Raw genomic sequence first — 23,109 nt, 5'->3', positions numbered from 1 at the left:
TTATTTATTTTTACTAATTAGTTTTTCTGCTCTTTCGAGCTCTGCCAACTTATAAATACATAGTATTAGAAATACGATCCAAGCAAAGTGAGTGCTAAGATACTCAGAGCGATAAGTAGAAGCAATTAAAAGATGAAACGTTAATAGGCCACCAAGAAAGTACTTTACAGAGGTAAAACCATATTTAAAGCAAGGATAGAATAATGACATAAAGAAAGTAAAGATCATAAGAACGCCGATTGCTCCACTTTCCCAAAACATGTCTAAAATATAGTTATTGGTGATCCTAAATAAATAGTCTTCACTTTTCATTCCAAACTCATCAAGAACAGACATTGTACCAAGTCCGTGCCCAAAGATAAGTTGAGTATAGTTTGACTCTGTTATTAATTGAACAAAAGATATCATAAATTGGCTACGAGAAGACCCACCAGAAGCTTCTGTCGACATCTTATAATAGATAAATTCAATTAAAATAGTACCTACATATATTAGAAGCAACACCAATACCATTACAATAACAAGTATGAAAAAGTGACTTATCCTTGTTTTACCAGTTAGAACTGTTTTTAGAAAAGTAAATACGAATACAAAGCCTAGTAATAGGACAAAGTTTACATATGCACCACCAGAGAAAGAGAGTATTACAATGCCAAATGACAGCAACAACAATACTAATCTTGAGAAGCTATGTCTTACCAAAAAAGTTATAAGAATCAATGACTCCATTAGGATAGGCGATAAATAGTTTGGCTCTTCAGCGATCGAAGTTACGCGAGAAGGAAACACCGCCCTCAAAGCTGCAGGGACGCCATGCATCCAGTCTCGTGTTTCAATAAAGAATGGGATACCCAAGAACTTACCAATTACTTGCCAGTAACCAAGAGCGATAAAAGCCAGTACACTTAACAAGGCTAATTTCATAAATTTCTTTAAGGAAGACTCTGTTGCATTCGAGATCCAAAGAAGAAAGATAATAACATTCAGCATAAGAGCAAAAAATGTAAACATCCTGCCTATGATTACTGTTCTCAAATACTCCGCTACCAAGTAATCTCGACTAATTAATATACTAAAAAGTGAGATAATAAAAACGGAAGAAAATGAAAGGCAAACGAATACAGGGTATTTTTCAAAACTAACTGTTTTTGAATTAATTAAGTAGTATGAAAATGCTAATAATGAGGAAAGGAATAAGATAACTAAAAAAATTTTATTCCATTGTGTCACTGACAAAGGTGCAAAGAGAGCAAAGAGGCACATATGTGCCTCTAATAGCTTTTTCGGTGCTAGATCTATGCTATGCATGTTTTCTTTTTACTGCAATTCTAATTAATGCAATGAATATAGAAAGAATACCACCAATCAATGTACCTAAGACGCAAATTATTGCCCGGCTAGGACTATCCTTTTCTTCTGGTACTACTGGAGGATCAATCACTTCAAATATATATTGATCTTGAGCTTCAGCTAGCATTAATTTTTTAGTCTGTTCTTCAATAAGCTGATAAAAAACATTTTGCATTTCAGAGAGGTTAGTCAACTTCAGCTGCTTATCCAAATATTCAATATTCTTCTTAGCTTGGTTAATATCTTTATTCTTCATCCATTCATTTAGATCAGAGATCAACCACGTCAACCATTGCTCTGCTAGATCTGGAGACTGATTTGTTAATGAAATAATCGTAGCGCCACTTACTTTATTGGAGTCAATTGATAACAATTCGTTAAAGAACTTAATTGCTTCAAGCTTAGTTGGCTTTGGCAACTTTCCTTCACTGACTGAACGAGTCCAAACGCCTGTTGATTCATCGTATATTTCTGGATCAATAACGATTCGTTTTGCAGATGCATCCCAGCTATCAATTGCCATTAATGGAATTAAGATGTCACGTCGTTCGATAAAAGATCCTAAAAAAGCTCTCGAACGCAATGCTTCCAATGCGATCGCTTGTTTTGAGCTTTCCTGCCCACCAAAACCCGCTAATGCAGCTAAACCACCTAACTGCCCCATTGCGGAACTTGTAGAGTTATCAGTAACAGGGAACAACACTGCTTCAGATTTATAGATGTTTGGTTTTGAAATAGCAAACAACACCGATGCAACTGCAAAAGTAAATGTAATTGAAATAATCAACCACTTTTGTTTCCAGAGCAATCGAACTAGTTCACTAATATCCACTTCAAATTGATTTTTTTCCATTATACCAAAGGGGAGATTACTCCCCCCGTCTCTCAATTTTATTCTTTGATCTAATTATTTATTACTTAAGTGCGTTAATCGCTACACCTGTTTGATATAGGATCTGTGTCGCAGCAGTCCAAGTACTTAGTGCATCTCTGTAATCGGTGTCAATTGGAACAACGATCGTATCACCAGGCTTCAATTCCTGCTTGTCATTACCAAACCAGTAGCCAGAACTTGGCTTATACACTGAGCCATCTGCACGTACTACGAAAATACGATCTTCATCAGCTTGTTTCTTAACGCCACCAGCTTTGTTTATGTAATCATCTACATCTAAACGATTATCAAGTAAGTATGTTATGCTGACTTGAACTTCTCCCATAATAGAGACCGTATTGCGGAATGTTGGTATAAATAGAAAGTCGCCATCCTCGAGCACAAAATCAGCAGATTTATCCTTAGCTATGATTCTGTCAAGCTGTACAACCATTCTTCCGAGAGCCTTATTTTTGCTCGCCTCTTCAACAAACTTCAGTGTTTTATCTGGGTCAGAGATAACTGAACCAATATTGCTATCTGCACGGAAAGTTTTCTTAGCAGTTTCAGCTCTTATATCTGCTGCATATTGATCTAATAACTTCTGCTCTTGTAAACGCAATGCCTCTCGAGTAAAAATAGCTCCTTGAGGATGTGCATATTGAGTAAGACCACCAGCTCTAGCTAACAGACTACCCAAAGTTTCACCTTGGCTAACGGTATAGGTCCCAGGAAAACGAACTTCACCTTGCAGTACAACTGTACTTTGCAAATTAACATTAGGCTTTTCTAGAATATTAAGTCTATCTCTACCTACAACTTTTACATCACTAGAAACGTCACCTTGGATAGCGCTTCGAAGATCAATTCTTTCTACTGATATAGAAGCACTTTCATCTAGATCGTTTACAATACTTCTTGCTAGCTCTGCATTGATAGTAAATGCGTTATATGTCAAACCACCTGCTGCTGCAATTAAGTCAGATACTTTCATTGTTTGAGTGATTGGGTATCGGCCTGGATGCTTTACTTCACCAAAAACTTCAGCTATTTGCGGTGCTAACCCTAACCGTGATTGTTGCTGCAATTGCAACAAAATAGGTGCTAACAACGTTCTGCGAGTATTCATTTTGATCTTTTCAAAATCTTCTTGAGTAATTTCTTTACCTCTAAAGATGATCTTAGGTAACGGTTCTCTTGATTGAAGATTATTCTTACCGTTGGGATTAGCGTTGTTTGTGTTGTCTTTATTAAGAATGTTGTTTTGGTTAGAGCCAATCGTAACTGACGAGCTCACCTGTTCTTGCTCTTTTTGTTGCTCAAGCTCTGCTTTCTCTTGAGCTTGCTCTAGTGTCTTGGCTTTATTTACTACTTCATTCTCAACAACAGCATCAAGATCTTCGTTGTTGAATCTGTTGAAGACTAAAACTCGATCTCGAGAATTTAATGTAATATTGTCGGAACTATTTGGTGATAAAATAGCGTTTGCAAGGTTTAGCTGGAGTACTTTAATATCGCGCTGTGGGTTAATTTCTCTAACGACAACTGCGTAGTTGATATCTGCTGTAGAGTTAAAAGCCGTATCAACCGAACGGAACAAATCTGCAACCTTTAGGCCAGACTTCCATTCTACAAAGCCAGGGTGTTTAACATCACCTTCTATTTGTACATAGCGAGTTAGTTCCTCGCTTTTTTTATGCACATTAACTTCATCACCATCTTTTGCTTGAATTTTGCGTTGAGAGGGAATTGAAAAGTCAAGAGAGAGAACCTCTCTATTACCTTTTGACTCATACCTTCTTACTTCAACTTGCTCAGAATATGCATTTGCAGTAAAGCCGCCTGCATATTTAATAGCTTGTTCGTAAGATTCACCTGGTTTGATCTCATAAATTGCTGGGCGATTAACTTCACCATCAATACTGACCGTGTTGCCAACAGAGCCGATAAATACGACATCGCCAGACATTAAACGTACATCTCGACTTGAGTCACCTTTCAAGAGTAAGTCATACATATCTAACTGACTGATAACTCGACCATCTCGCTTCAACTTAATATTTCGCAAAGCACCGCTTTCACCAAAGCCACCACTGTAGTAAATAGCTTGTGATATCGTAGTCAAAGCGCTAACCGTGTAAGCCCCGGGTTTGTATGCATCGCCCATCACAAATACTTGCATAGTCCTCATTTCCCCTAAGGAAATATCACTACGTACCCCGATGATTTGCTCTTCGACTCTTTTGCTTAGTGACGCGCGCATCTCTGAGAAACTCATACCTGCAACACTCACAGGCCCTAAAGACGGAAAATTAATTATGCCAGCTCGGTTAACTCTCAAACGATGAGTAACATTATCTTTACCGAATAATTGAACAATAATCTCATCACCTGCCCCAATAGTATAATCTGCGGGTACTGGAACATCACTAATAGGTGCAAATGTAGTTGGCGAACCTGCGAATAACTCTAACCCGAAACGTTTTAGCTCTTCATCGTCTGGATTTTTACCAAATTCTTTTTCCATTGCTGTAGAAAATGCTGAACTTTCTTCCGCTCTAGGTTTAATTACATCAGGTTGTTGAAATGAACTAGGTTGAGAAGAACCCGAAGGGATGGCAAACCCGTATTTCGTAGCCAAAGCTTGCTGTTGATCTGCTGGTAAACTTTGGAACATTTGGATCTGTTCAGGTGTTGGAGTGGCTGCATAACTGACTGATGCAAATAGGCCTACTAGTAGAGCTATAGCAAGAGAGATATATCCTTTAAGCATGATGGGTCGCTTTAGTTATATGGGATGAAAAAATAAGAGCAAGGGCGTTTGCGATCTAGCAACATTCGTCGCCATGAAGCTTTTTGTCTACTTAAAATTAGAATCGGTGTTGAAATCCAATACTAATAGTATTGAGACGAGCAGTGTTATCTGAAGATACATCTACAAACTCGAATGTAACGGCATTGTTTGTATCTAAGGCGTAGTGCATACCTAGACCAAAACTGAAACTTTCTTCTGAATTAGATCCGACGTTTTGTTGATCCATTTGCAAAAATGAATAGCCAGCTAAGCCATAAACTGCAATGCGATTTGAAACCGGAATATTGAACTTAGTAAACGCACTGGTAATGCTATCAATATTGAGGTTGTTATCTCGTTGTATTGAAGTACCATAACGAGCCTCTAAGGCCAGATAATCATTGAAAAAATAGCCCAGCTGCCCTTGCAGAACATAAGGGTTTGCTTCTAGAGTAGAAGCTGGTTGCTTATATTCTGCGTTAGAGTAACTTGCTAATACTCCTGCATAATAATCCGCCGAAGCCGAGATAGAATACAAGCTTAAACCTAGAGTACTAATCACATTCAACAAAACTCGTTTACTTATCACGAACACTTCCTTTAAATCAGTAACTTATAAAGCACTACCTTTGTACACGCAGCTTACTTACAGCCACATTCTTTGCCTACGCTACCGCCCTGAGGCAAGCGAATAACCACCGTTTCGCAGTAACATCAAACTCACCTATAGGTTAGACACATTGAATTAATCACATATGTACCCAATAGAGAGAAAATTGCGATTCAACTCGATATAAGCACAAAAGCTGGCAAATTATGCACGTAATGATTAAAAACGGCAAGGTTACAACTGTCAAAGAACAAGCAGAAACATTAAGCTAGTAATAAATGCTCGACTAGACATCACAAACCTTTACTAACTTAAGAAAGAAAAAGTTGCGGATAAGTTCCACAACTTTAATATCGTTCTTATTACTCAGTTTTGCTTAAACAATACCAATTCGAGTACATCAGCCCCGTAGCTATCAAGAACAATCCTATCTCTACCTATATGACTCACTTTGTAGTTTGACAAAACAGAGTTGTCCTTTAGTACCTCTCTCGACACCTCTCCCGTTTCTAAATTGCGAAGTTGAATTACAGCAAACATTGAGTTCTCTTGCTCAAAAACAGCGGAGAGTCGAATAGCTGAAGACATGATTTTTTTCTCACCAGCTTCAAGAGCCTTCTCTGAACTTTCAACCTCAGCTTTACCATCAATAACTTCTTCTGATTCTTTAGCTTTTAAGGGGTTAATCGATGCAAAGTGAGCGAGCAAAGAACTGACCTCTTCACTCTTTGGCGTCGACTTCTCTACATACGAAACGTCTCTATGCGTTAGCGAACGAGCCCCATAGCTTTGAACTGCCACCTTAGGAGAAATGGTAATATCAATAATAACGGCCAGTAAAACTAGAGGAATAGCCCAAGATAGAGATTGCGTCGTCAAAATCGCTTTCATACTTCCTTTCCTTCTAATACTGGTACCGCGAGTTTGTAGTTACTCTGTATGGACCATTGCCAATTACGACCTCTTGTATTTGGAGTTCTCCAGCTAAAACTCGATATTGCGACTTGTTCTTTGCTTTGTGCTAAATAACGATGGAATGCCGCGATGTCATCAACTGAACCGGAAAGTACAACCTCCAAGTTATACCAGCTCACAACTTCATCTCTAATTGGCTCCAACCAGGTAATAGACTGAACTTTGACATCAAGCGCCTGAGCCTCGACTTCAAGCCGTTTTTGAAACTCAAGTCGAAAAGCAGATTCATCATCTGAATGGTAAAACCTATGCTCAACTTTCTCGATGGCTCGCTCCAAAGACGTTTTCTGTAGTTCGAATGCATCTTTGTTGTTGATGACTTCTTGCGTCTTGATAATCTGACTTTGAAGTGCACTTAACCCTTCTCGATGCTCATTTCGGCTTTCAAGTACAGGTACCCACAGAAATTTGGCGATCACAAGTAAGCTGAGCCAAGGCAAGTACTTCTTATACTGTTCTGTATTCATCTCTCTACCTTCTGAGCCAGCTTAACCTCAACGTTAACAACTTCTTTATCACGCACCTTTCTCGCAGGACCGCTGAACTTTGCAGATGAAACGTTCACGTTATTAATTAAGTTTTGTAGAACTGCACTCGATGAGTCAGCTCTAACACGAATATTGACTAAATCATCCACCACCGTAATTCGCTCAATTTGGCTCCCCATTTCGTATAGAGGGACTAAGACTGGCCATAGCTCCCATCTTGTTTGCACTGCATTTTGTACAACAGAGAGCTTATGCAAGTGTTCATCCAAATTTCTGACTTCATTTCGAACCTTTAAGGCACTACCAACATTAGCCTTTAAATCGCTAAGCTCATCAGAAGCAGAATTCATTTGCATACTCACAAAGGCAGAGCTAAGTAACAAGTAAACGGTAAATAGAAGAGAAAATGGAAAGACAGCTTTACTCAATCTATCAAAAAGAGACTCATCACTTCCCGGAGCTTGATGCCACAAGCCCATACATTTATGCCAAGGTAAGCGGAACCAGTTTTCGTTTAGGATTTTACTAAACTCAACCACCTCTATGTGTCGAGATTCTAAGGCAGCAATACCATGCGCAGCACAAAAATACTCCGCATTAGCAAACATACCAGCCGAAAGCTTTGAAAATATCCCTTTACTATTCTTTGCCAAGTAAACCAAATTACTGCCATTTTGATACCGAACAAACTCCCCTTCTTTTATCGAGCGACCAATAATGAGGCTCTCGGGAATTAATACACCGGTAAGCTCATTTAGGGATGGGGCGATCCAATATATATCCACAGTAATCGAGTTGTTAGAATTCTGATTTACAACGTATAAACCATGCTCTTCTTTTCCTTGAAGCTCAAATTTAATAGCCTGCTTGAGGGCTTTGTGCTCCATCACTGGCAACGTCAGTGTTTGCTCTCGGTATAACTCTCGATTAAGTACATAAACAGGCCTTTTCGCCCCCGAACGCTCTTGATGTTCACCGACTGACTCCGGCGTGACGTATTTAAACAACACACCCAATAGAGTATCCAACTGAAACTTTTCTTTTTTCACTACCCTTCGACTCCAAAACTCCAAATGGGTTGGGATTTATTTGTGGGAGACACATTGATGAACATTTTCCTCTGCACTCGAGCATCTCCAATTTGTTTCTTCAACGTAATAATAAAACGGCCACTAGGGTAAAACAGCATATAATCACTTTTCCGCAACCCCGTCAGCTGGGTAAATTGTTGAGGTGTAAGTTCGCCATTTTGTCTCGATTCGATCACGGCCTTTGCCTGGCGTTCAGGCAACCATAATTTTAAAGATTCGTCTGGGGCCTGTAATGGTAAATAGGCACTATAAGGAATACGTGTAAACACTTCCGCCTTTGACGAAGGTATTCCTAACTCTTTCAAAGCTCGTAACATTTCTTGTCGGCTTTGAAAAAACTGACCACTAATGCCAGCCCCATTCGTCGAACTCTGGAAGCCTTGCGTATCAATCAGAGCATTACGTGCAACTCTAGCCTGATGCTTACTGCCTAGTAAACGCTCAAATGCTCTCTCCACAGTTGAGCGATCCCCTCCGTTAAACACTGAAATCAGCCCTGAATTATCTTGGATTGTGATTGTTCCAATATCTTCATACTCAAAAGGAGAACCATAAAAATTCCATATCTGAGCCAATTTGTTTTCGTGTTGTTCGTCTTTGGCCCAACGAGCCGTTGACAAGGCAAAAAGTAATTCAGACTCCATGGTTCTTATCGCAACCTCAGCCATAACTTTATCCTGTATGACCTGAGCGATAGATACTTTATCTTTTGCCGAATAACTCATTTGCAAAGCGAGTACGCTAATCACAGCACTCATTAGTAAAACTTGCAGTAAGGCAACGCCGGACTGCTTAGTGTAGAAAAAGTTCACTACGCTTCATCCCATGTGTCAGTTGAGAAATTGAGCATGTAACTGTTATCTTCTGGAAGCAGAAATCGCAATACTTCGTCACCTATTGTAAGAGCGATAGCGACAGGCATCGTCTTTACAGCCTGTGCGCTATAGGCATCGTTCCATTGAGGCTTCCCTTCAAATTCATCTAGGTATAGGTTTTTATCCTCTAAGCTTTCCCACCCCAAATATCGAAAACCTGCTATTTCCAGCCCTTCAAATAGAACCTTTTCATACTTAAAGTCAGGCTTGGAGGAATCAAGTGCAAAAGATGAATTGAGTATTGGCGCCTCTTTGTATATGACTTGGAATGTACCATCTCCGACAGCCTGTACAGATAACTGAACTAGTGCTGGATCAGTACCAAAAATAGGTAGTTCGGTCACGGCCTCAAACTGCTGCCCATCACCTTCGAAAAAGTAAGAAGCTTTACCCTTCCCCCTGACTAGATATGGTAATGTGCCGTTTAGAACATCGAGCATCATTAATTGGCTTTTTTTCTCAACGACCAACTGATAAAACTGCCCCTTGTCTTTAAACCATCTATCATGAAAGAAGCTATAGCTAGTGCTAGCTATCAACAAAACAGCCATCATGATGACACTAGCCACTAGCATTTCAACTAGGGTAAAACCTTTTTGCCCCTTCACCAGCTAAACTCCTTATAAACAATAGGAGCCCGATTTTCGACCGTCAGCGTAACGGACCATAAAACAAAACGACGTTGCTGGGCACCATACTCATCTTCCAATCCCTCAGGCACGTATCCTGCCTTTCTATCTATTTCCGATGAATTCCAATGATAATAAGTTCCTTGGGCGTACCCCTCTCCATTGTCAATCCTCTCATAGCGGATTTGGTAACGGATCTGGTCAAGAATAAAAGGGATTGCACTTGAGTATTCGATAGATTGCTTGGCTTTGAGCTCTGCTTTAATTGTGCTTTGATAAAGCATCGACATAGATGTGATGACAGCAAAAAGGATCATGCTTGCTACCAGAGCTTCAATAAGCGTAAAGCCTTTGTGCTTGTACATATTCCAATTCGCTTATAGTAGGCAAAAATTAACGTATAACGTATAACTAAAAAGGTGTCGATAGGCCCAAATTAATGAGCCTATGCTCTTTATATCTTAAATTTTGACGTGCTCAAGCCCTTGAGAAAAACGTGCTTTCAGATCATCCCATTGACTGCTGCTTTCAACAATTCTTGGTGTTACCATAATCACTAGCTCAGTTTTGGTCTTGTTATCAGTTTTAGTTCCGAACAAACCACCAACAACAGGTAAAGAGCCTAAGAATGGTACTGCTGAACCATTGTTTGTAACATTCTCACTGATCAAGCCGCCCAGAATTACTGTTTGACCTGACTCAGCGACTACTTCTGTTGTAATGCTACGATCAAAAATTGAAGGGTTGCCTTCTACAGAGGTACCTCCGTCAACTTGGTTACTGTTTTCCTGCGAAATAACCATTGAGACAATGCCTTGAGCGTTAATCGTTGGAGTTACCGCAACTTTCACACCAGTTTTTCGGTACTCAACTGAACGAGTGACGCCGTTGTTGCTGTCTGTAGTTGTTTGTCCAACTACAGGAATATCGGTACCGACATTAATATTTGCTTCAACGCCATCTCTTACCAACAAGCTAGGTTTCGACATGATATTAACGTTGTTATTGCTCTCGAACGCTTGCAAGTTGATAAAGTCATCGCCGCTCATCCATTTTATAAAACCACCTCCGACTTTATCCAAACCGAAAGCGTCTTTTGTGCTTGCAGAGAAGTTACCGTTAGAGAAAGCCCACTCGACGCCAAACTTAAATTCGTCAGTCATCGTTACTTCTGCAATTGTCATTTCCAAAATAACTTGCTTAGGCATGACATCTAATTGAGCAATCAACGGCAGTAAAGCCTGATATTCGGTAGAGCTGGATCTGAATATCAATGTATTCGCTCTTTCATCAACCACTAAACTCAGTTTGTCATTCGATACTGAGTTACTACTTTGGCTATTTACTTCTATTTTAGAAGAGTCTTTGTCTGCACTCTTTTGAACCGATAGCGAACGACCACCTATTAGCTTACTTAAGCTATCACCTATATCTGCAGCTCTTGCATACTTAGGTTGATAGATGAAATAACGTAAATCTGCGCCTTGACTTGGTCGATCCATTTGCGCAGCCCAGTATCGAACTCTCTTTATAAAAGAGTCTTCCGATGCAAAAACAGCCAAGGCTCCTAGCTGAGGGATCTGCACCATTGATAATCGCTTATCATTAACTCCACCATCAGCAACAATTCCCTCATTTTGTAAAAGCTCGGTTACGGTAGCGATGAAGTCCTCAGTAGTGATGTACCTTAGCTTCACCAACCCGATATGCTTGCTAGTATTTGAGGGAGCATCAAGGATTTTCAGCAATTCAATGGCCCTAACTACCTCCGAGCGCTTTCCGCTCAAAATGAGTACACCCTGCCTCAAATCAGGAGAAACTCTAACGGACGTAAGTTCTCTAATTACGCCCATAGTCGAGTTGCTGAAAGTAAACTTCAGAGGAACAACTTGAACTACATCGATAGCACCATCTGGCACGGATTCAGGCGTGGAGCCATAACCCAAAACGGCACTAGATTTACCATCTTGTTTCAAGTTCATAATGACATATAAACCATCACGAGCCTGCACACTAATACCACGCTGAACCAAAAGCTCCTGTGTCAAATCAAACAGACGTCTTGGGCTAATATCATTTTGAACATTCAGAGTGACCGGAGTTGTAACTCCTTGCAAGTTATCCCCAAGAATGTAGTCAACTTGCAGTATCTGACCAAAAACATAATGCAAGAAATCATTCAAAGGCATAGCGTCAGCAGCCAGCTTTAAGCTAGCTTCATCACTGAAGTTCGTTGAGAGTGCCTGACCCGCCTCAAAACGGTCATTACTAACCTTTAGAGTAGGTACTGTTTTATACACAGCCCCTGGTTTTGCTACTTTTGGCTCTAAGTCTGAACTAGCTTTCTTTTCAGTGACCTCATCTTTTGATGGTACGCTGTTTGTTGCCTCAGACTCTAAAAATGAACCGCTGACCGGATATTGACGCTCAGAAGCGTCTGTTAACACACACCCTGACAACAATGAACTGCATAACAGTGCAGACGTTGTTAACTTGAACTGTTTATTCATTTTGATTCCATGAAACGAGTTTACCTCAGTCGTTATATCAATCTGTCGCTTCGACGAGGCGGAATAAATTGATTTCCTGACGAGCGCCTCTAAACACAACTATGAGATATTCAGGATCTGGATATCCATTGCGATTAAAGGCCACCATTTGCTCTTCCGGAAAACCTAGAAATTTAAAAGTAATATGCTTTTCACTTGTGGGCTGTTGAGAAGTATCCAACAACGTTAGCTCATTATTTCGAACATATAGCCCGATATCACCACCACGGTTAAACGCAAGATTACTTGTCTTGCGAACTAGACTTTTTAGCTTTTGTAGTTCAGCTCTGGCTTCAGCTTTTTCAACTTGGGCAATTGTAGCTGGCCCAACTAATGAGGCTGCAAGTCCCATTAGAGCCAAAACAATTAATAGCTCTATTAGAGTAAAGCCACGTGGGTGCATTTAAATCGCCACATCATTCAATGAAGTTATGCTCAAAAGCATAACCACAACAACACCACCAACAATCCCGCCCATAACAAGGATCATCAATGGCTCAAGAATAGAAGTTAATTTCGACGTCCAAGATTCAAAATCAGCTCGGCTTCGATGTGCAACCTCGTCAAAAACCCTGGCTAGCTCACCACTTTCTTCACCAACTTCAATTAAAGAGAGAGAAAGATCTGAATATAACTCTGTATTTGACAGAGCTAACGTTAAGCTCTCGCCACCACTCACTTTGCTACGGGCCGCATTGAGTGAATTTTGTAATTCAATCCAAGTGATTCCATCACAAGCTAGCTTCAAAGCTTGATCTAACTTCACTCCACTAGTTAATAGCATTGCCATTGAACTACTGACTTGAATTCGATTAACAAGCAATATTGAGCTCTTAAGGCCTGGCGTTTGACTAAAAACCCTCGAAACCCAAGACTTAAGCTGTCCCGTATTAGCTAAGTGAAGAGTAAAACACACACACCCGATGACTCCAATCAGCAAGTAGATTTGGTAACTTTGCATCCAAGCACTTAACCCTAGGAGCATTTCTGTATAAACAGGTAACTCCGCTGCTTGCTCAAATAACCCACTCATTCTCGGAACTATGAAGTTAAAGACAAATAAAATACAGGCTACACAAACAAACAAAATCACTGCCGGATAGGTAAGTGACTGAATGATTTTTGCTTTCAACTCACATTTAAACTTAAGTTCTTTGGCTAGCTGACCAAATACTAGAGGTAGGTTACCGCTCTCTTCCGCCATTTTAACCAAGCTGACATAGACATGGTCAAAACCTTTAAGATTTGACATTGCAGAAGATAAAGAGTCCCCCTTTCGAACAGCACTGGCAAGTTGAGACATGACGCGGCCTAAGTTGCTCTCACTGCCTTTTGCCAATATGTCTAAACCTCTATCAATCCGAACACCACTCTCAAGTAAAAGAGCAAGCTCAGATGTCATGATTTCTAGCTCTTTCAACGTTAATGGTTTAATTGGCCCGCTCGCCTTGCTACGGTTATTTGCTAGTGTCTCTTGTAGCTTTACGACCGTTAAATTTTGTTGCTTGAGCTGTTTTTTTGCGTCCTCTAATGAAGACGCATCAATTGCACCATTATGTTTGGCTCCATGACGATCATACGCCTGATAGTCAAACTTCATTAGTTAGCCACCCTCATAACTTCTTCGATGGTTGTAAGTCCTTGAGATACTTTTAATAACCCATCATCAGTCAAACCGCGACCACCAATACTTCTATGATAAGCGATGGCTTTTTGCAGAAAGTGTTGGTCTTTCTTGAGGGCTCGAATCTCATCGTCAATAGGCATGTATTCAATTATCGCCATACGACCTTTATAACCAGTATTCCCGCAGTGTTCGCATCCCTTTGCCTGCTTTAGGTTGAGCGTATGTCCACTTCTTTCGGCCAAGGTTGCCAGTGTTGGGTGCCTTTTCAATGTTTCTGAAGGGTCGATCGGCTCCGCACAATGAATGCATAACTTCCTAACCAGTCGCTGAGCTACGATAGATACCAACGCCGCATTCAACAAATACTCTTCAGCCCCAAGGTCGAGTAAACGAGTAAACGCTGAAGGAGCATCATTGGTATGTACTGTACTAAACACCAAGTGTCCGGTTAATGCAGATTGCATTGCAATACGCGCCGTTTCTGCATCACGAATCTCACCCAGCATAATGACATCAGGGTCCTGTCGAACAATAGAACGCAAGCCCTCAGCAAAGCCAAATCCAATATCCGATTGAACTTGTACTTGGTTAATACCGTCTAGACGATATTCTACAGGGTCTTCCAAAGTAATGATTTTACGAGATTCGTCGTTCAATAAACTCAGAAAGGTATATAAGCTGGTCGTTTTACCTGAGCCTGTAGGGCCAGTAAGTAATACCACGCCTGCTGTTTTTTTTATATCGCCTAGAATAGCGCTTTGAATATCACTGGATAAACCCAAACTACCAATATCGTAACGAATCGACTGTTGTCGTAAGAAACGCAAAACCATGCTTTCGCCATCTGCAAGAGGAAGGGCAGAGACACGGATGTCTAGTTTTTCATTCGCGATCTTAATTGCGATCTTGCCATCTTGAGGTCGTCGTTTCTCCGCGATATCCATACCAGAGAGAATTTTCAATCGTGAGATTATCGGCACACTCAAGCGAGCGGGAACTTTTTCCACTTCATGAAGTACGCCGTCAACACGCATTCGCACTCGATAGGTATTCTCACTCGGTTCTAAGTGCATATCAGATGCACCTAGTTTTAAACCTTTAGTGATCAGGCCGTTAAGAAGGTTTACTACTGGAGCTTCAGAAGCAAGCTCTCTAAGCTTGTCCTCTTCTAATGAACTTAGGTTGTTGAAGTCATTTTCATCAGAGTCCTCGCCATCAGAAACATGAGATTGTATTAGCTCGTCAAACTGAGGCTCACTTGTAACAACAAACTGGACATTTTCGGTTGGAACCAAGCTTGATAAAAGCTCAATAGCTTCTGGGTGAAGGGGGTTTTGTGCAAAAACAACGAGTTCACCTTCACCGGTCTTGGCAACCAGCCAGCCCATGTTCTGCAAAGCAGAATACTTTTCACCGTTTTCAAACAGCAAATCTGGTGGCAGTTCGAATTCAGTGATAAGCGGTAGCTTTAAGTAAGTCGCGTAAAATTCAGGAAGATTCTCTTCTGTCAACGCGCCTATGTTGACTAAAATCTGTTCTAGTTGCCCGCCATTCCGCGATTGGAAATGACGAGCTTTCACTAAATCTTCACTAGAGACATCGAAGTGCGACCTGAAGATGGCTTCAATTTGACTCATTGATAAACCACATCCGCCGCTTCACCTTCTCCACCTTCTACACCATCAGAGCCAAGACTCTTTAGACTGTATGGCGCGCTGTTTTCACCCGGTACTTTGTAAATGTATGCTCGGTTCCACGGGTCTAACGGAATCGCTTTTGGAAGATAAGGACCATCCCAACCAACTTTATCATCTTGACGAAGCTGTTCCAGAGCTGAAGGATAGTTACCAACGTCTAAGCGATATACGTCTAAGGCTGTCGCCATCATCTGCATTTGTGCTTCTGCTGTCTTAGCTTTGGAGGCACCAACCTTCGAAAACATGGTCGGAGCGACGAGTGACATCAGCAGGCCCATAATGACAATAACAATTAAAAGTTCCATTAGCGTGAAGCCGCGTGTGCGAGAACGTAAAGAATTAACAACCAAAATTTTGCTCCCAGATAGACCAATTGGAAGGCGATACTATCATAGCCATTTTTAAATCCATACCACTTCTCCATATCGAAGCGGTTGCTCAAAACAACATCACAAAACTGTTAACAAAGTAATATACAGATCTATCAGTCAAATATTATTAACAGCATCAATAGTAGCGCCCTTAATTACAAAACCAACAGAATGCGTAATAAAAATGTTATATTTGAGCACTATTTGAGCACAATAATGACGGTTCTATAAATTAACTCAAATATTCGGACATTTTGCTGACATAAGTGTGAGTTAGGGCAATTTTTTTTGACAATAACCCCTCCTCACCAGTTGATGTTGACATTTAATTCCTTTATATTTCGCTTGTAGCTAAACCTTTGGAGGGGGTGGCTACAATATTGATGATATTTTGTCCTAGTCGGTGTCACGGGGCATCATTAATTCCAACCCGGGTGGCAATGCTGCCTCGTCGGTAATGGCAAAATCTCTTTTAGTTGGCAGTTATGGAAAACAATAACTTTTGGTTAGGGTTTCATGACACCAATTTCATGAAATTGGAGAAATATTTAAAATGACTAAGCTATTTAATGCTTCGCTAGTTGCACTAGCTGTTGCTGGCTCACTAAGCGTTAACGCTGCAACTCTTACACCTGTTGATGCTGCTACAGGTCAAGCAGACGTTATCAAGCTTTCTACTGAAGCTGTAGAAGTTGGCCTAACTTCTACAGGTAACCTAGTTTTCGATACTATCGTTACTAAAGATCACTCTGCAGGTGCTGAAATTGTTCTATCCTTTAGCGACAAAGTAGATCTATCTGCTGTTACTAGTGGTGCATGTAACGCTCCAACAACTGGTACGTTTACTTGTGGTAGCCTTGATTTCAACGTAGGTACTGGTTCATTTACATTTGACGCAGTTGACGTTGATGATGTAGCGAAAACAATTAGCTTCAACGTTAACCTAGGTAACCCTCTTGTTGCTAACTCTGCATTCCGTACTACGATCAAAAACATCGTTATCGGTGGTGCATCGAACATTGATTACGCATCAAACCTAGGTGGCGCAGAAATCGAAACTGGTTCTGCAGTAATCGCAACTGAAGCATCTCAATACGCATTCAGCGTTGCTACTCAATACAACAACCGTGTTGAGCGCGTAAACCAAGACACATTTGCTACTTTCGGTGCATCTGAAGACAAGAACACAGATATCGCTGTTGTTAACCTTCTAGACAACGCTGCAGACTTCGACGTTGCGGCTGAAACTGTTGGTTCAGATATCCAAGTAAACGCTAACCTTTTCCAAGGTGACGCGGTTGTTGCAGACTTCACTATCACAAACCCTACGGCAGGCTTTGCTGCTACAGCTCCAGCTGCTGTTACTAGCACTGGTGGTGACCTAATTGGTTTCACGTCTACACTTACTGATTTCGGCTCAAACGCAACTACATTCACGTTCGTTAGCCCTGACGGTGATGTGATTCCACTAACAGCAGTTTCAATCGATGCTGAAGTTTCTTACGCAGACAACGCTGGTACTCCAACTAAAACTGGTGATAAGACTCTTGCACAAGCAGCTGACCTAGGCCAATGGGAACTAGATGCATCTGTAGTTAACGTTCCTTACCTACCAGTAGGCTTCGAGAGCCTATCTTCAAACGTTGAGTACTCTAACCACGGCTCTTCTGCTGCTGAAGTAAGCATCTCTGCTTTCGATAACAACGGTAACGAGTACACTGGTACACTAGCTAACGCAGCTCCTAAGACTGTAACTAAGTACTCTGAAGCAGATATCATGGGTGCTCTAGGTATCACTGAAGCTACTAAACTAAACATCACGTTCATCTCTGACGCTGATGAAGAAAACGTAAGCATCGTACCTTACTACCGTCAAGGCGATTCTCGCGTTCAATCTATCAACGACCAATACAAAAAGTAATTAAGTACTTTTAGTATAACTCGTTAAAAAGCAGGCTTCGGCCTGCTTTTTTTGTTTGTTCTGTTTTAAAGCAACTGTTTACAACATATGCATATATACCCTAAAATGCAGTTTGAGGTTTCCCCTCACATCGATGTTATTGAACCTTGCAAGGAATAATTATGAAAAATATCGCATTGGCAATGTTAATGGCACTAGGTGCTTCTACTTCTGCTTTCGCTGAAACAGGTACAGAAGCAGGCAGCGCTGGCGCAGCATCTGCATCTGCAACAGGTACAACAGCTGTAGCTGTTGGTGCAGCAGCAGCTGTAACTGTAGTTGCAGTAGCAGCGTCTGACTCAGACAGCTCTTCTACTTCAACTTCAACTTCTACTTCAGCTTCAGCTTCAGTTTCTAACTAATCTTAACTGTCTGACAAAGAAGTTAATCGCCCTGATCTTTTCAGGGCGATTTTATTTGTATTCAACCCAAGGTGAGGACGGCATGGGTAAAATGAGAGGTAATGAGGGTAAAACTCAAGCAAAACTCTTGATCATTACATCAATTTTATTGATGGCGGGCTGTACGCAAAAATTTAATGATGTTTCGGCAACCGTAGAAGAAGCATACTCAAACTATATTGATGTTGAGTTAACATCTGATGAGATAAAACAAGTACCTTATGCTAGTGCATACTTGAGAATAGGCACTCAAAAGCAAGTCTTCGTTGTGCTGGCTTTTGCCGAAGAAAACAAAATCACAGGAGCCCAGCAACTAAAATGGGTGAGCGCTGATAAGTCTATGATTGTGACAGAGAACGGACGTATTGTTAAAACAATAGGCTTACAAGGAAACAACCTCGTCGCTCTATCTGGCACTTATCCTAAATTTAATGATGTAAATACTACTCATAATTATTCATTAACTTATGATTGGATGCCTAAGTATCGCTACAACTATTCTGCGACAGCACAATTATCTAAAAGTATTACTTCAACGGTAAAAACCGCACTCTATACCTCTCCAACACAAATATTTGAAGAAAGCATTTATTTTAAAGCTTTAGACTCTAAAATTACGAATAAGTACTGGGTTGATACTTCAGGAAATGTTCTAAAAACAAGACAATATCTTGGTCCTAATATGGAACCAATTGAAATGACTTTCCTTAAAAGGTATGCGGAGAGAAAATAATGTTTAGGCTTAATATTGCATTTTTCTTTATACTTGTGAACTTGCCTTTATATGCTTCAGAACAAGTAAAAGACGATTATCTTACTCTTAAACTTTCCAACTCAAGCCAAGAGTTCAAGTTTTCATCATCAACACGACTGCACCAAGCTTTAACGGCTCTCGAAAAGCATAATGTCTATATAACTTACCCCTTATCAACTACGCTTTTCTCTCTGAGCCCTTCTGATGTAGAACAAGCTCGACTCAGCAAAGAGCGTGTCCTTGAATTGATGAAAGAATATAAGCTCAACAAAACGGAGCTTTTTAATTTCATTCAACGTTCTGGTACTTCTAAAAGAGTTATTTCAAATATTGACTTAGATACTGTTCGTTTAAATAAAAAAAACAATCCTCTTCTAAAAGGAAAGTATATTCTCTCAGTTGGTGAACGAGGAATACCTTTACTTGTATTGGGTAACACTCCTAAAGTCGCAACTATTCCTACTGAAGAAAATATGAGCCTGAGTAGTTTACTCAATGATAAAACATCATTATTTAAAAATCTCGAACACGCTCCTGTACTTATTTACCCTGATGGCAAACTAACACAATCTCACATTGGAAACTGGAAGACAAAAAGTTACTCCCTTCCACCTGGCACTATTATCTACATTCCATTTTACAAGTTTGAGAAGTCACCTTTAGATAAAGCCATCGTTGAACTTTTGATAAACATGAATACAGCCTTATGAAGCTCATTCCAAATTTTCTACCCATTGTACTAATGAGCCCTGTAGCAGTGTTGGCTCAATCAGTGCCTTTTGAAGCACCAGATTTAACCCCCTCTCAGATGGATTTCGGTGGTGTTGGTTTAATGCAGATGCCCACCGCAAGGATGTCTGATGAAGGCGAATTTAATTTTTCAGTTACCGGTAGTGATGAGTATTTGTTTTACAACGTCACCCTACAAGTACTACCTTGGTTAGAAAGCACCATACGCTACACAAAGGTGAGAGATCTACCGTACTCATCGTCTTTTCCTGGAGTAGACAACGACTACACAGATAAAGGAATCGATTTTAAGATTCGCTTGATGCAAGAGTCTCAGTATCTACCTGAACTGTCTGTTGGTATTCGAGACTTCGCAGGTACAGGCCTTTTCGATGCTGAATTTATCGCTGCAACAAAACGTTACTCCAACCCTAACTTAGGTACTTTTGATTTTACACTTGGTATGGGCTGGGGATACTTAGGTACCCGAGATAATGTAACAAACCCATTCTGTAAGTTAGGAGATAAATTCTGCGAGCGTTCTGACGAGTTTCTTGATTCAGGCGGCACAACCAACTTTGAAAGAGCATTTAAAGGCCCTGCAGCTCTGTTTGGTGGTGTTGAGTTCCAGACTCTACACGAACCACTGCGATTCAAAATCGAATATGATAGCAATGACTACAGTGAAGATTATGCTGTCGTCAGATCAGAAGTCAATATGACGCCCCATACTCCTTGGAACTTTGGTGTTCTCTATCGTTTAGGACATATGGCTGATTTGCGCCTAAGTTATGAGCGTGGTGATACACTCGTTGCTGGTGTTAGCCTTTACACTAACTTCAATGAAATGCCATCTTTCTGGCGAGACACGCCAACTCCTGAAATGAATGACGAACAACCGGAGCAACTGTCTGATGTAGATTGGGAACGAGTAACTAAAGAGTTAGATAAAGTTGCTGGTTACCAAAATGCCCAACTCTATGTTAGTGAAAACACGGTCTCAGTAGTCGGAGAGCAAAAGAAGTATCGTGATCGCACCGAAGCTCATGAAAAAGCATCAGCAGTTCTATACAACGAGATGCCAGAAAACATTGACACTTTTACTATCAATGAGCGCAATCGTGGGTTGATTGGTGAACAAACGGTTATCTCTAAAGATAAGTACCGTGATTTCGCTGAGGTGAACTACGTAGATCCAGTAATTTCAGATGCAACTTCAACGTCAGGGATGAAGCCGCATGGTAACCTAGCATATGATGGATTTGAACGCTTTGATTGGGGTTTTGCCCCTAAACTGACTCAAACTTTGGGAAGTGCGGAAGACTTTTACTTATTTAGCGTAGGGCTGAGCGGTAGTGCGTCTTACTGGCTAACAGATAACCTAGAAATTGGTGGCTCTCTATACTGGGATTGGTACAACAACTACGACAAGTTTGTTTACGTTACGCCTCCTGATGCAACGACTGTCCCTCGGGTTCGTACAATGTTCCGAGCATACCAAAACGAACACGCGGTAACTATGTCAAACCTTCAGTTAACTTGGTTCCAGGAGTACTCGGATACCATGGATCAGCAATTCTATGCTGGTTACTTAGAGAGTATGTTTGCTGGAGTCGGTACCGAGTTTCTTTACCGACCACAAGGAGCTAACTGGGCGATTGGCGCTGACGTCAACGTAATTTCTCAACGTGATCCACAAAGTTACTTCGGAGTTTACGATGAGAAATGGCAAAACGTGCCAGAATATGGACGTCCGTTCCAAGTTATTAATAAAGGCTTCACTGGTTTTGCATCTGGTTACTACTACCCTCAATGGGAATTCCTGCAAGATTTGATGATCCAAGTCGATGTTGGTCAGTTCCTAGCTGGCGATGTTGGTACACAAATCAATGTTTCTAAGCAGTTCAAGAGTGGCGTAATTGCTGGCGCCTTTGCCTCATTTACAGACTTGTCTGCGGACGAATTTGGTGAAGGTAGCTTTACTAAAGGTTTCTACTTGTCGATTCCGTTTGACATCATGACCGTTAAGCCAAGTAACAATCGTGCGAACTTTAGCTGGCAGCCACTGACTCGCGATGGCGGTCAGAAACTAGGTCGTAAGTACAGCTTGATTGAACTGACTGATGAACGTAATCCTTGGTACCAAAGACCAAACGCGTCAAACGCTGAATAACAACACTATTTAAGGGAGCTTCGGCTCCCTTTTGTTTATACCCAAGCGCTCTATACCTTTCTTTTCCTTCCAATAGCGCTAATTTCTGTTTCTTGCTAGAATTCCTGAGAAAATTTTAATCTATGGTGGAAGTCTTATGATCATCGTAACTGGTGGTGCTGGCATGATCGGCAGCAACATTGTTAAAGCACTAAACGAAGCTGGTATTAACGATATCCTGGTTGTCGACAACCTAAAAAATGGCAAAAAGTTTAAGAACTTAGTTGATCTGGACATCACAGATTACATGGATCGTGACGACTTTCTGACCCAAATTATGGCGGGCGATGATTTTGGTCCGATTGAGGCAATTTTCCACGAAGGTGCTTGCTCTGCAACGACTGAGTGGGATGGTAAGTACATGATGCTAAACAACTACGAGTACTCTAAAGAGCTGCTTCATTACTGTTTAGATCGCGAGATTCCATTCCTATACGCTTCTTCCGCAGCCACTTACGGCGATACAGAGACTTTCATTGAAGAACGCGAATACGAAGGCGCACTGAATGTATACGGTTACTCGAAACAGCAGTTTGATAACTACGTTCGTCGCCTATGGCAAGACGCTGAAGAGCATGGTGAGACCCTTTCTCAAATCACCGGCTTCCGCTACTTCAACGTATATGGCCCACGTGAAGACCACAAAGGTAGCATGGCATCAGTTGCGTTCCACCTAAACAACCAACTTAACGCAGGTGAAAGTCCTAAATTGTTCGCGGGCAGCGAATCATTCAAACGCGACTTCGTTTACGTTGGTGATGTATGTAAAGTAAACCTGTGGTTCTTAGAAAACGGCGTATCAGGTATTTTTAACTGTGGTACTGGCCGTGCTGAATCTTTTGAAGAGGTAGCAAAAGCAGTTATCAAGCATCATGGCAAAGGCCAAATTGAAACCATCCCATTCCCTGAGCACCTAAAAGGCGCTTACCAAGAATTCACACAAGCGGATCTGACCAAACTGCGCACCGCAGGTTGTGATGTTGAATTCAAGACAGTTGCAGAAGGCGTTGCCGAATACTTGACTATCCAAAACAGTTAAGCACCACAAGGTGGTAGAACCATAACCTGCCACCTGTACTCAAGTGTAATAGCCTGTATCATTCCTTAATATCTTTTTCTCATT

General features: G+C 40.9%; 20 protein-coding genes and 1 pseudogene. 6 read left to right on the top strand and 15 right to left on the bottom strand.

Annotated elements, in window-relative coordinates:
* The 15 genes and pseudogenes from R7041_RS06850 to gspG all read right to left on the bottom strand — a co-directional run bounded on the left by R7041_RS06850 (position 1) and on the right by gspG (position 15,909).
* Positions 1–1,308, bottom strand: coding sequence for a hypothetical protein (locus R7041_RS06850; protein ID WP_258512545.1), 1,308 nt, complete (start codon positions 1,306–1,308; stop codon positions 1–3).
* Positions 1,301–2,203 carry a Wzz/FepE/Etk N-terminal domain-containing protein gene (locus R7041_RS06845; RefSeq protein WP_074191953.1) on the bottom strand — a complete coding sequence of 301 codons (903 nt, stop codon included), beginning with the start codon at positions 2,201–2,203 and terminating at the stop codon, positions 1,301–1,303. The genes R7041_RS06850 and R7041_RS06845 overlap by 8 nt, the downstream gene beginning before the upstream one ends.
* A gap of 61 nt (positions 2,204–2,264) precedes the next feature.
* A pseudogene (locus R7041_RS06840) lies at positions 2,265–4,715 on the bottom strand (SLBB domain-containing protein); the annotation flags it as partial.
* 379 nt (positions 4,716–5,094) lie between these two features.
* Entirely contained in the window at positions 5,095–5,607 is a 513-nt protein-coding gene (locus R7041_RS06835; RefSeq protein WP_074191951.1) for a porin family protein, read from the bottom strand.
* 387 nt (positions 5,608–5,994) lie between these two features.
* A complete protein-coding gene (locus R7041_RS06830) occupies positions 5,995–6,519 on the bottom strand; it encodes a hypothetical protein (RefSeq protein WP_206949324.1) in 525 nt (174 codons plus the stop codon).
* Complete coding sequence (locus R7041_RS06825) at positions 6,516–7,070, bottom strand: hypothetical protein (protein ID WP_206949325.1); 555 nt, start codon at positions 7,068–7,070, stop codon at positions 6,516–6,518. The genes R7041_RS06830 and R7041_RS06825 overlap by 4 nt, the downstream gene beginning before the upstream one ends.
* Positions 7,067–8,140 (bottom strand): hypothetical protein, encoded by a 1,074-nt coding sequence (locus R7041_RS06820; protein WP_206949326.1) that lies wholly within the window; start codon positions 8,138–8,140, stop codon positions 7,067–7,069. Before R7041_RS06820 ends, R7041_RS06825 begins: the two co-directional genes overlap by 4 nt.
* A complete protein-coding gene (locus R7041_RS06815) occupies positions 8,140–8,994 on the bottom strand; it encodes a hypothetical protein (protein WP_206949327.1) in 855 nt (284 codons plus the stop codon). The genes R7041_RS06820 and R7041_RS06815 overlap by 1 nt, the downstream gene beginning before the upstream one ends.
* Positions 8,994–9,665 (bottom strand): prepilin-type N-terminal cleavage/methylation domain-containing protein, encoded by a 672-nt coding sequence (locus R7041_RS06810; RefSeq protein ID WP_206949328.1) that lies wholly within the window; start codon positions 9,663–9,665, stop codon positions 8,994–8,996. Before R7041_RS06810 ends, R7041_RS06815 begins: the two co-directional genes overlap by 1 nt.
* Positions 9,662–10,051, bottom strand: a complete 390-nt coding sequence (locus R7041_RS06805; RefSeq protein WP_318114894.1) for a prepilin-type N-terminal cleavage/methylation domain-containing protein — start codon at positions 10,049–10,051, stop codon at positions 9,662–9,664. Before R7041_RS06805 ends, R7041_RS06810 begins: the two co-directional genes overlap by 4 nt.
* Before the next feature lie 96 nt (positions 10,052–10,147).
* Positions 10,148–12,196 (bottom strand): secretin N-terminal domain-containing protein, encoded by a 2,049-nt coding sequence (locus R7041_RS06800; RefSeq protein ID WP_206949329.1) that lies wholly within the window; start codon positions 12,194–12,196, stop codon positions 10,148–10,150.
* A gap of 37 nt (positions 12,197–12,233) precedes the next feature.
* A complete protein-coding gene (locus R7041_RS06795) occupies positions 12,234–12,638 on the bottom strand; it encodes a Tfp pilus assembly protein FimT/FimU (RefSeq protein ID WP_033004862.1) in 405 nt (134 codons plus the stop codon).
* Positions 12,639–13,835: a type II secretion system F family protein gene (locus R7041_RS06790; RefSeq protein ID WP_074191942.1), complete on the bottom strand. Its 1,197-nt coding sequence runs from the start codon at positions 13,833–13,835 to the stop codon at positions 12,639–12,641. It lies immediately after the preceding gene.
* On the bottom strand, positions 13,835–15,499 hold the full coding sequence (locus R7041_RS06785) for a GspE/PulE family protein (protein ID WP_206949330.1): 1,665 nt from the start codon (positions 15,497–15,499) through the stop codon (positions 13,835–13,837). Before R7041_RS06785 ends, R7041_RS06790 begins: the two co-directional genes overlap by 1 nt.
* Complete coding sequence (gspG, locus tag R7041_RS06780) at positions 15,496–15,909, bottom strand: type II secretion system major pseudopilin GspG (protein WP_258512549.1); 414 nt, start codon at positions 15,907–15,909, stop codon at positions 15,496–15,498. The genes R7041_RS06785 and gspG overlap by 4 nt, the downstream gene beginning before the upstream one ends.
* Before the next feature lie 574 nt (positions 15,910–16,483).
* Between gspG and R7041_RS06775 the strand changes: the two genes are divergently transcribed.
* The 6 genes from R7041_RS06775 (at position 16,484) to rfaD (ending at position 23,025) form a co-directional block, all read left to right on the top strand.
* Positions 16,484–17,851 carry a hypothetical protein gene (locus R7041_RS06775; RefSeq protein ID WP_206949331.1) on the top strand — a complete coding sequence of 456 codons (1,368 nt, stop codon included), beginning with the start codon at positions 16,484–16,486 and terminating at the stop codon, positions 17,849–17,851.
* Between the two features lie 161 nt (positions 17,852–18,012).
* The gene (locus tag R7041_RS06770; protein WP_206949332.1) at positions 18,013–18,252 is read left to right on the top strand and encodes a hypothetical protein; all 240 of its coding nucleotides are present in this window, start codon (positions 18,013–18,015) and stop codon (positions 18,250–18,252) included.
* An 82-nt stretch (positions 18,253–18,334) separates the two neighbouring features.
* The gene (locus R7041_RS06765) at positions 18,335–19,024 is read left to right on the top strand and encodes a YjbF family lipoprotein (protein WP_206949333.1); all 690 of its coding nucleotides are present in this window, start codon (positions 18,335–18,337) and stop codon (positions 19,022–19,024) included.
* Positions 19,024–19,755, top strand: a complete 732-nt coding sequence (locus R7041_RS06760; RefSeq protein ID WP_206949334.1) for a capsule biosynthesis GfcC family protein — start codon at positions 19,024–19,026, stop codon at positions 19,753–19,755. Before R7041_RS06765 ends, R7041_RS06760 begins: the two co-directional genes overlap by 1 nt.
* Complete coding sequence (locus R7041_RS06755) at positions 19,752–21,947, top strand: YjbH domain-containing protein (RefSeq protein WP_206949335.1); 2,196 nt, start codon at positions 19,752–19,754, stop codon at positions 21,945–21,947. The genes R7041_RS06760 and R7041_RS06755 overlap by 4 nt, the downstream gene beginning before the upstream one ends.
* Positions 21,948–22,083: 136 nt before the next feature.
* Positions 22,084–23,025, top strand: a complete 942-nt coding sequence (gene rfaD, locus R7041_RS06750) for an ADP-glyceromanno-heptose 6-epimerase (RefSeq protein WP_206949336.1) — start codon at positions 22,084–22,086, stop codon at positions 23,023–23,025.
* Positions 23,026–23,109: the final 84 nt, after the last annotated feature.

This window comes from Vibrio sp. 1751 (genome assembly GCF_033339895.1).
Lineage (GTDB): Bacteria > Pseudomonadota > Gammaproteobacteria > Enterobacterales > Vibrionaceae > Vibrio > Vibrio alginolyticus.
This window is presented reverse-complemented; position numbering and strand designations above follow the sequence as displayed.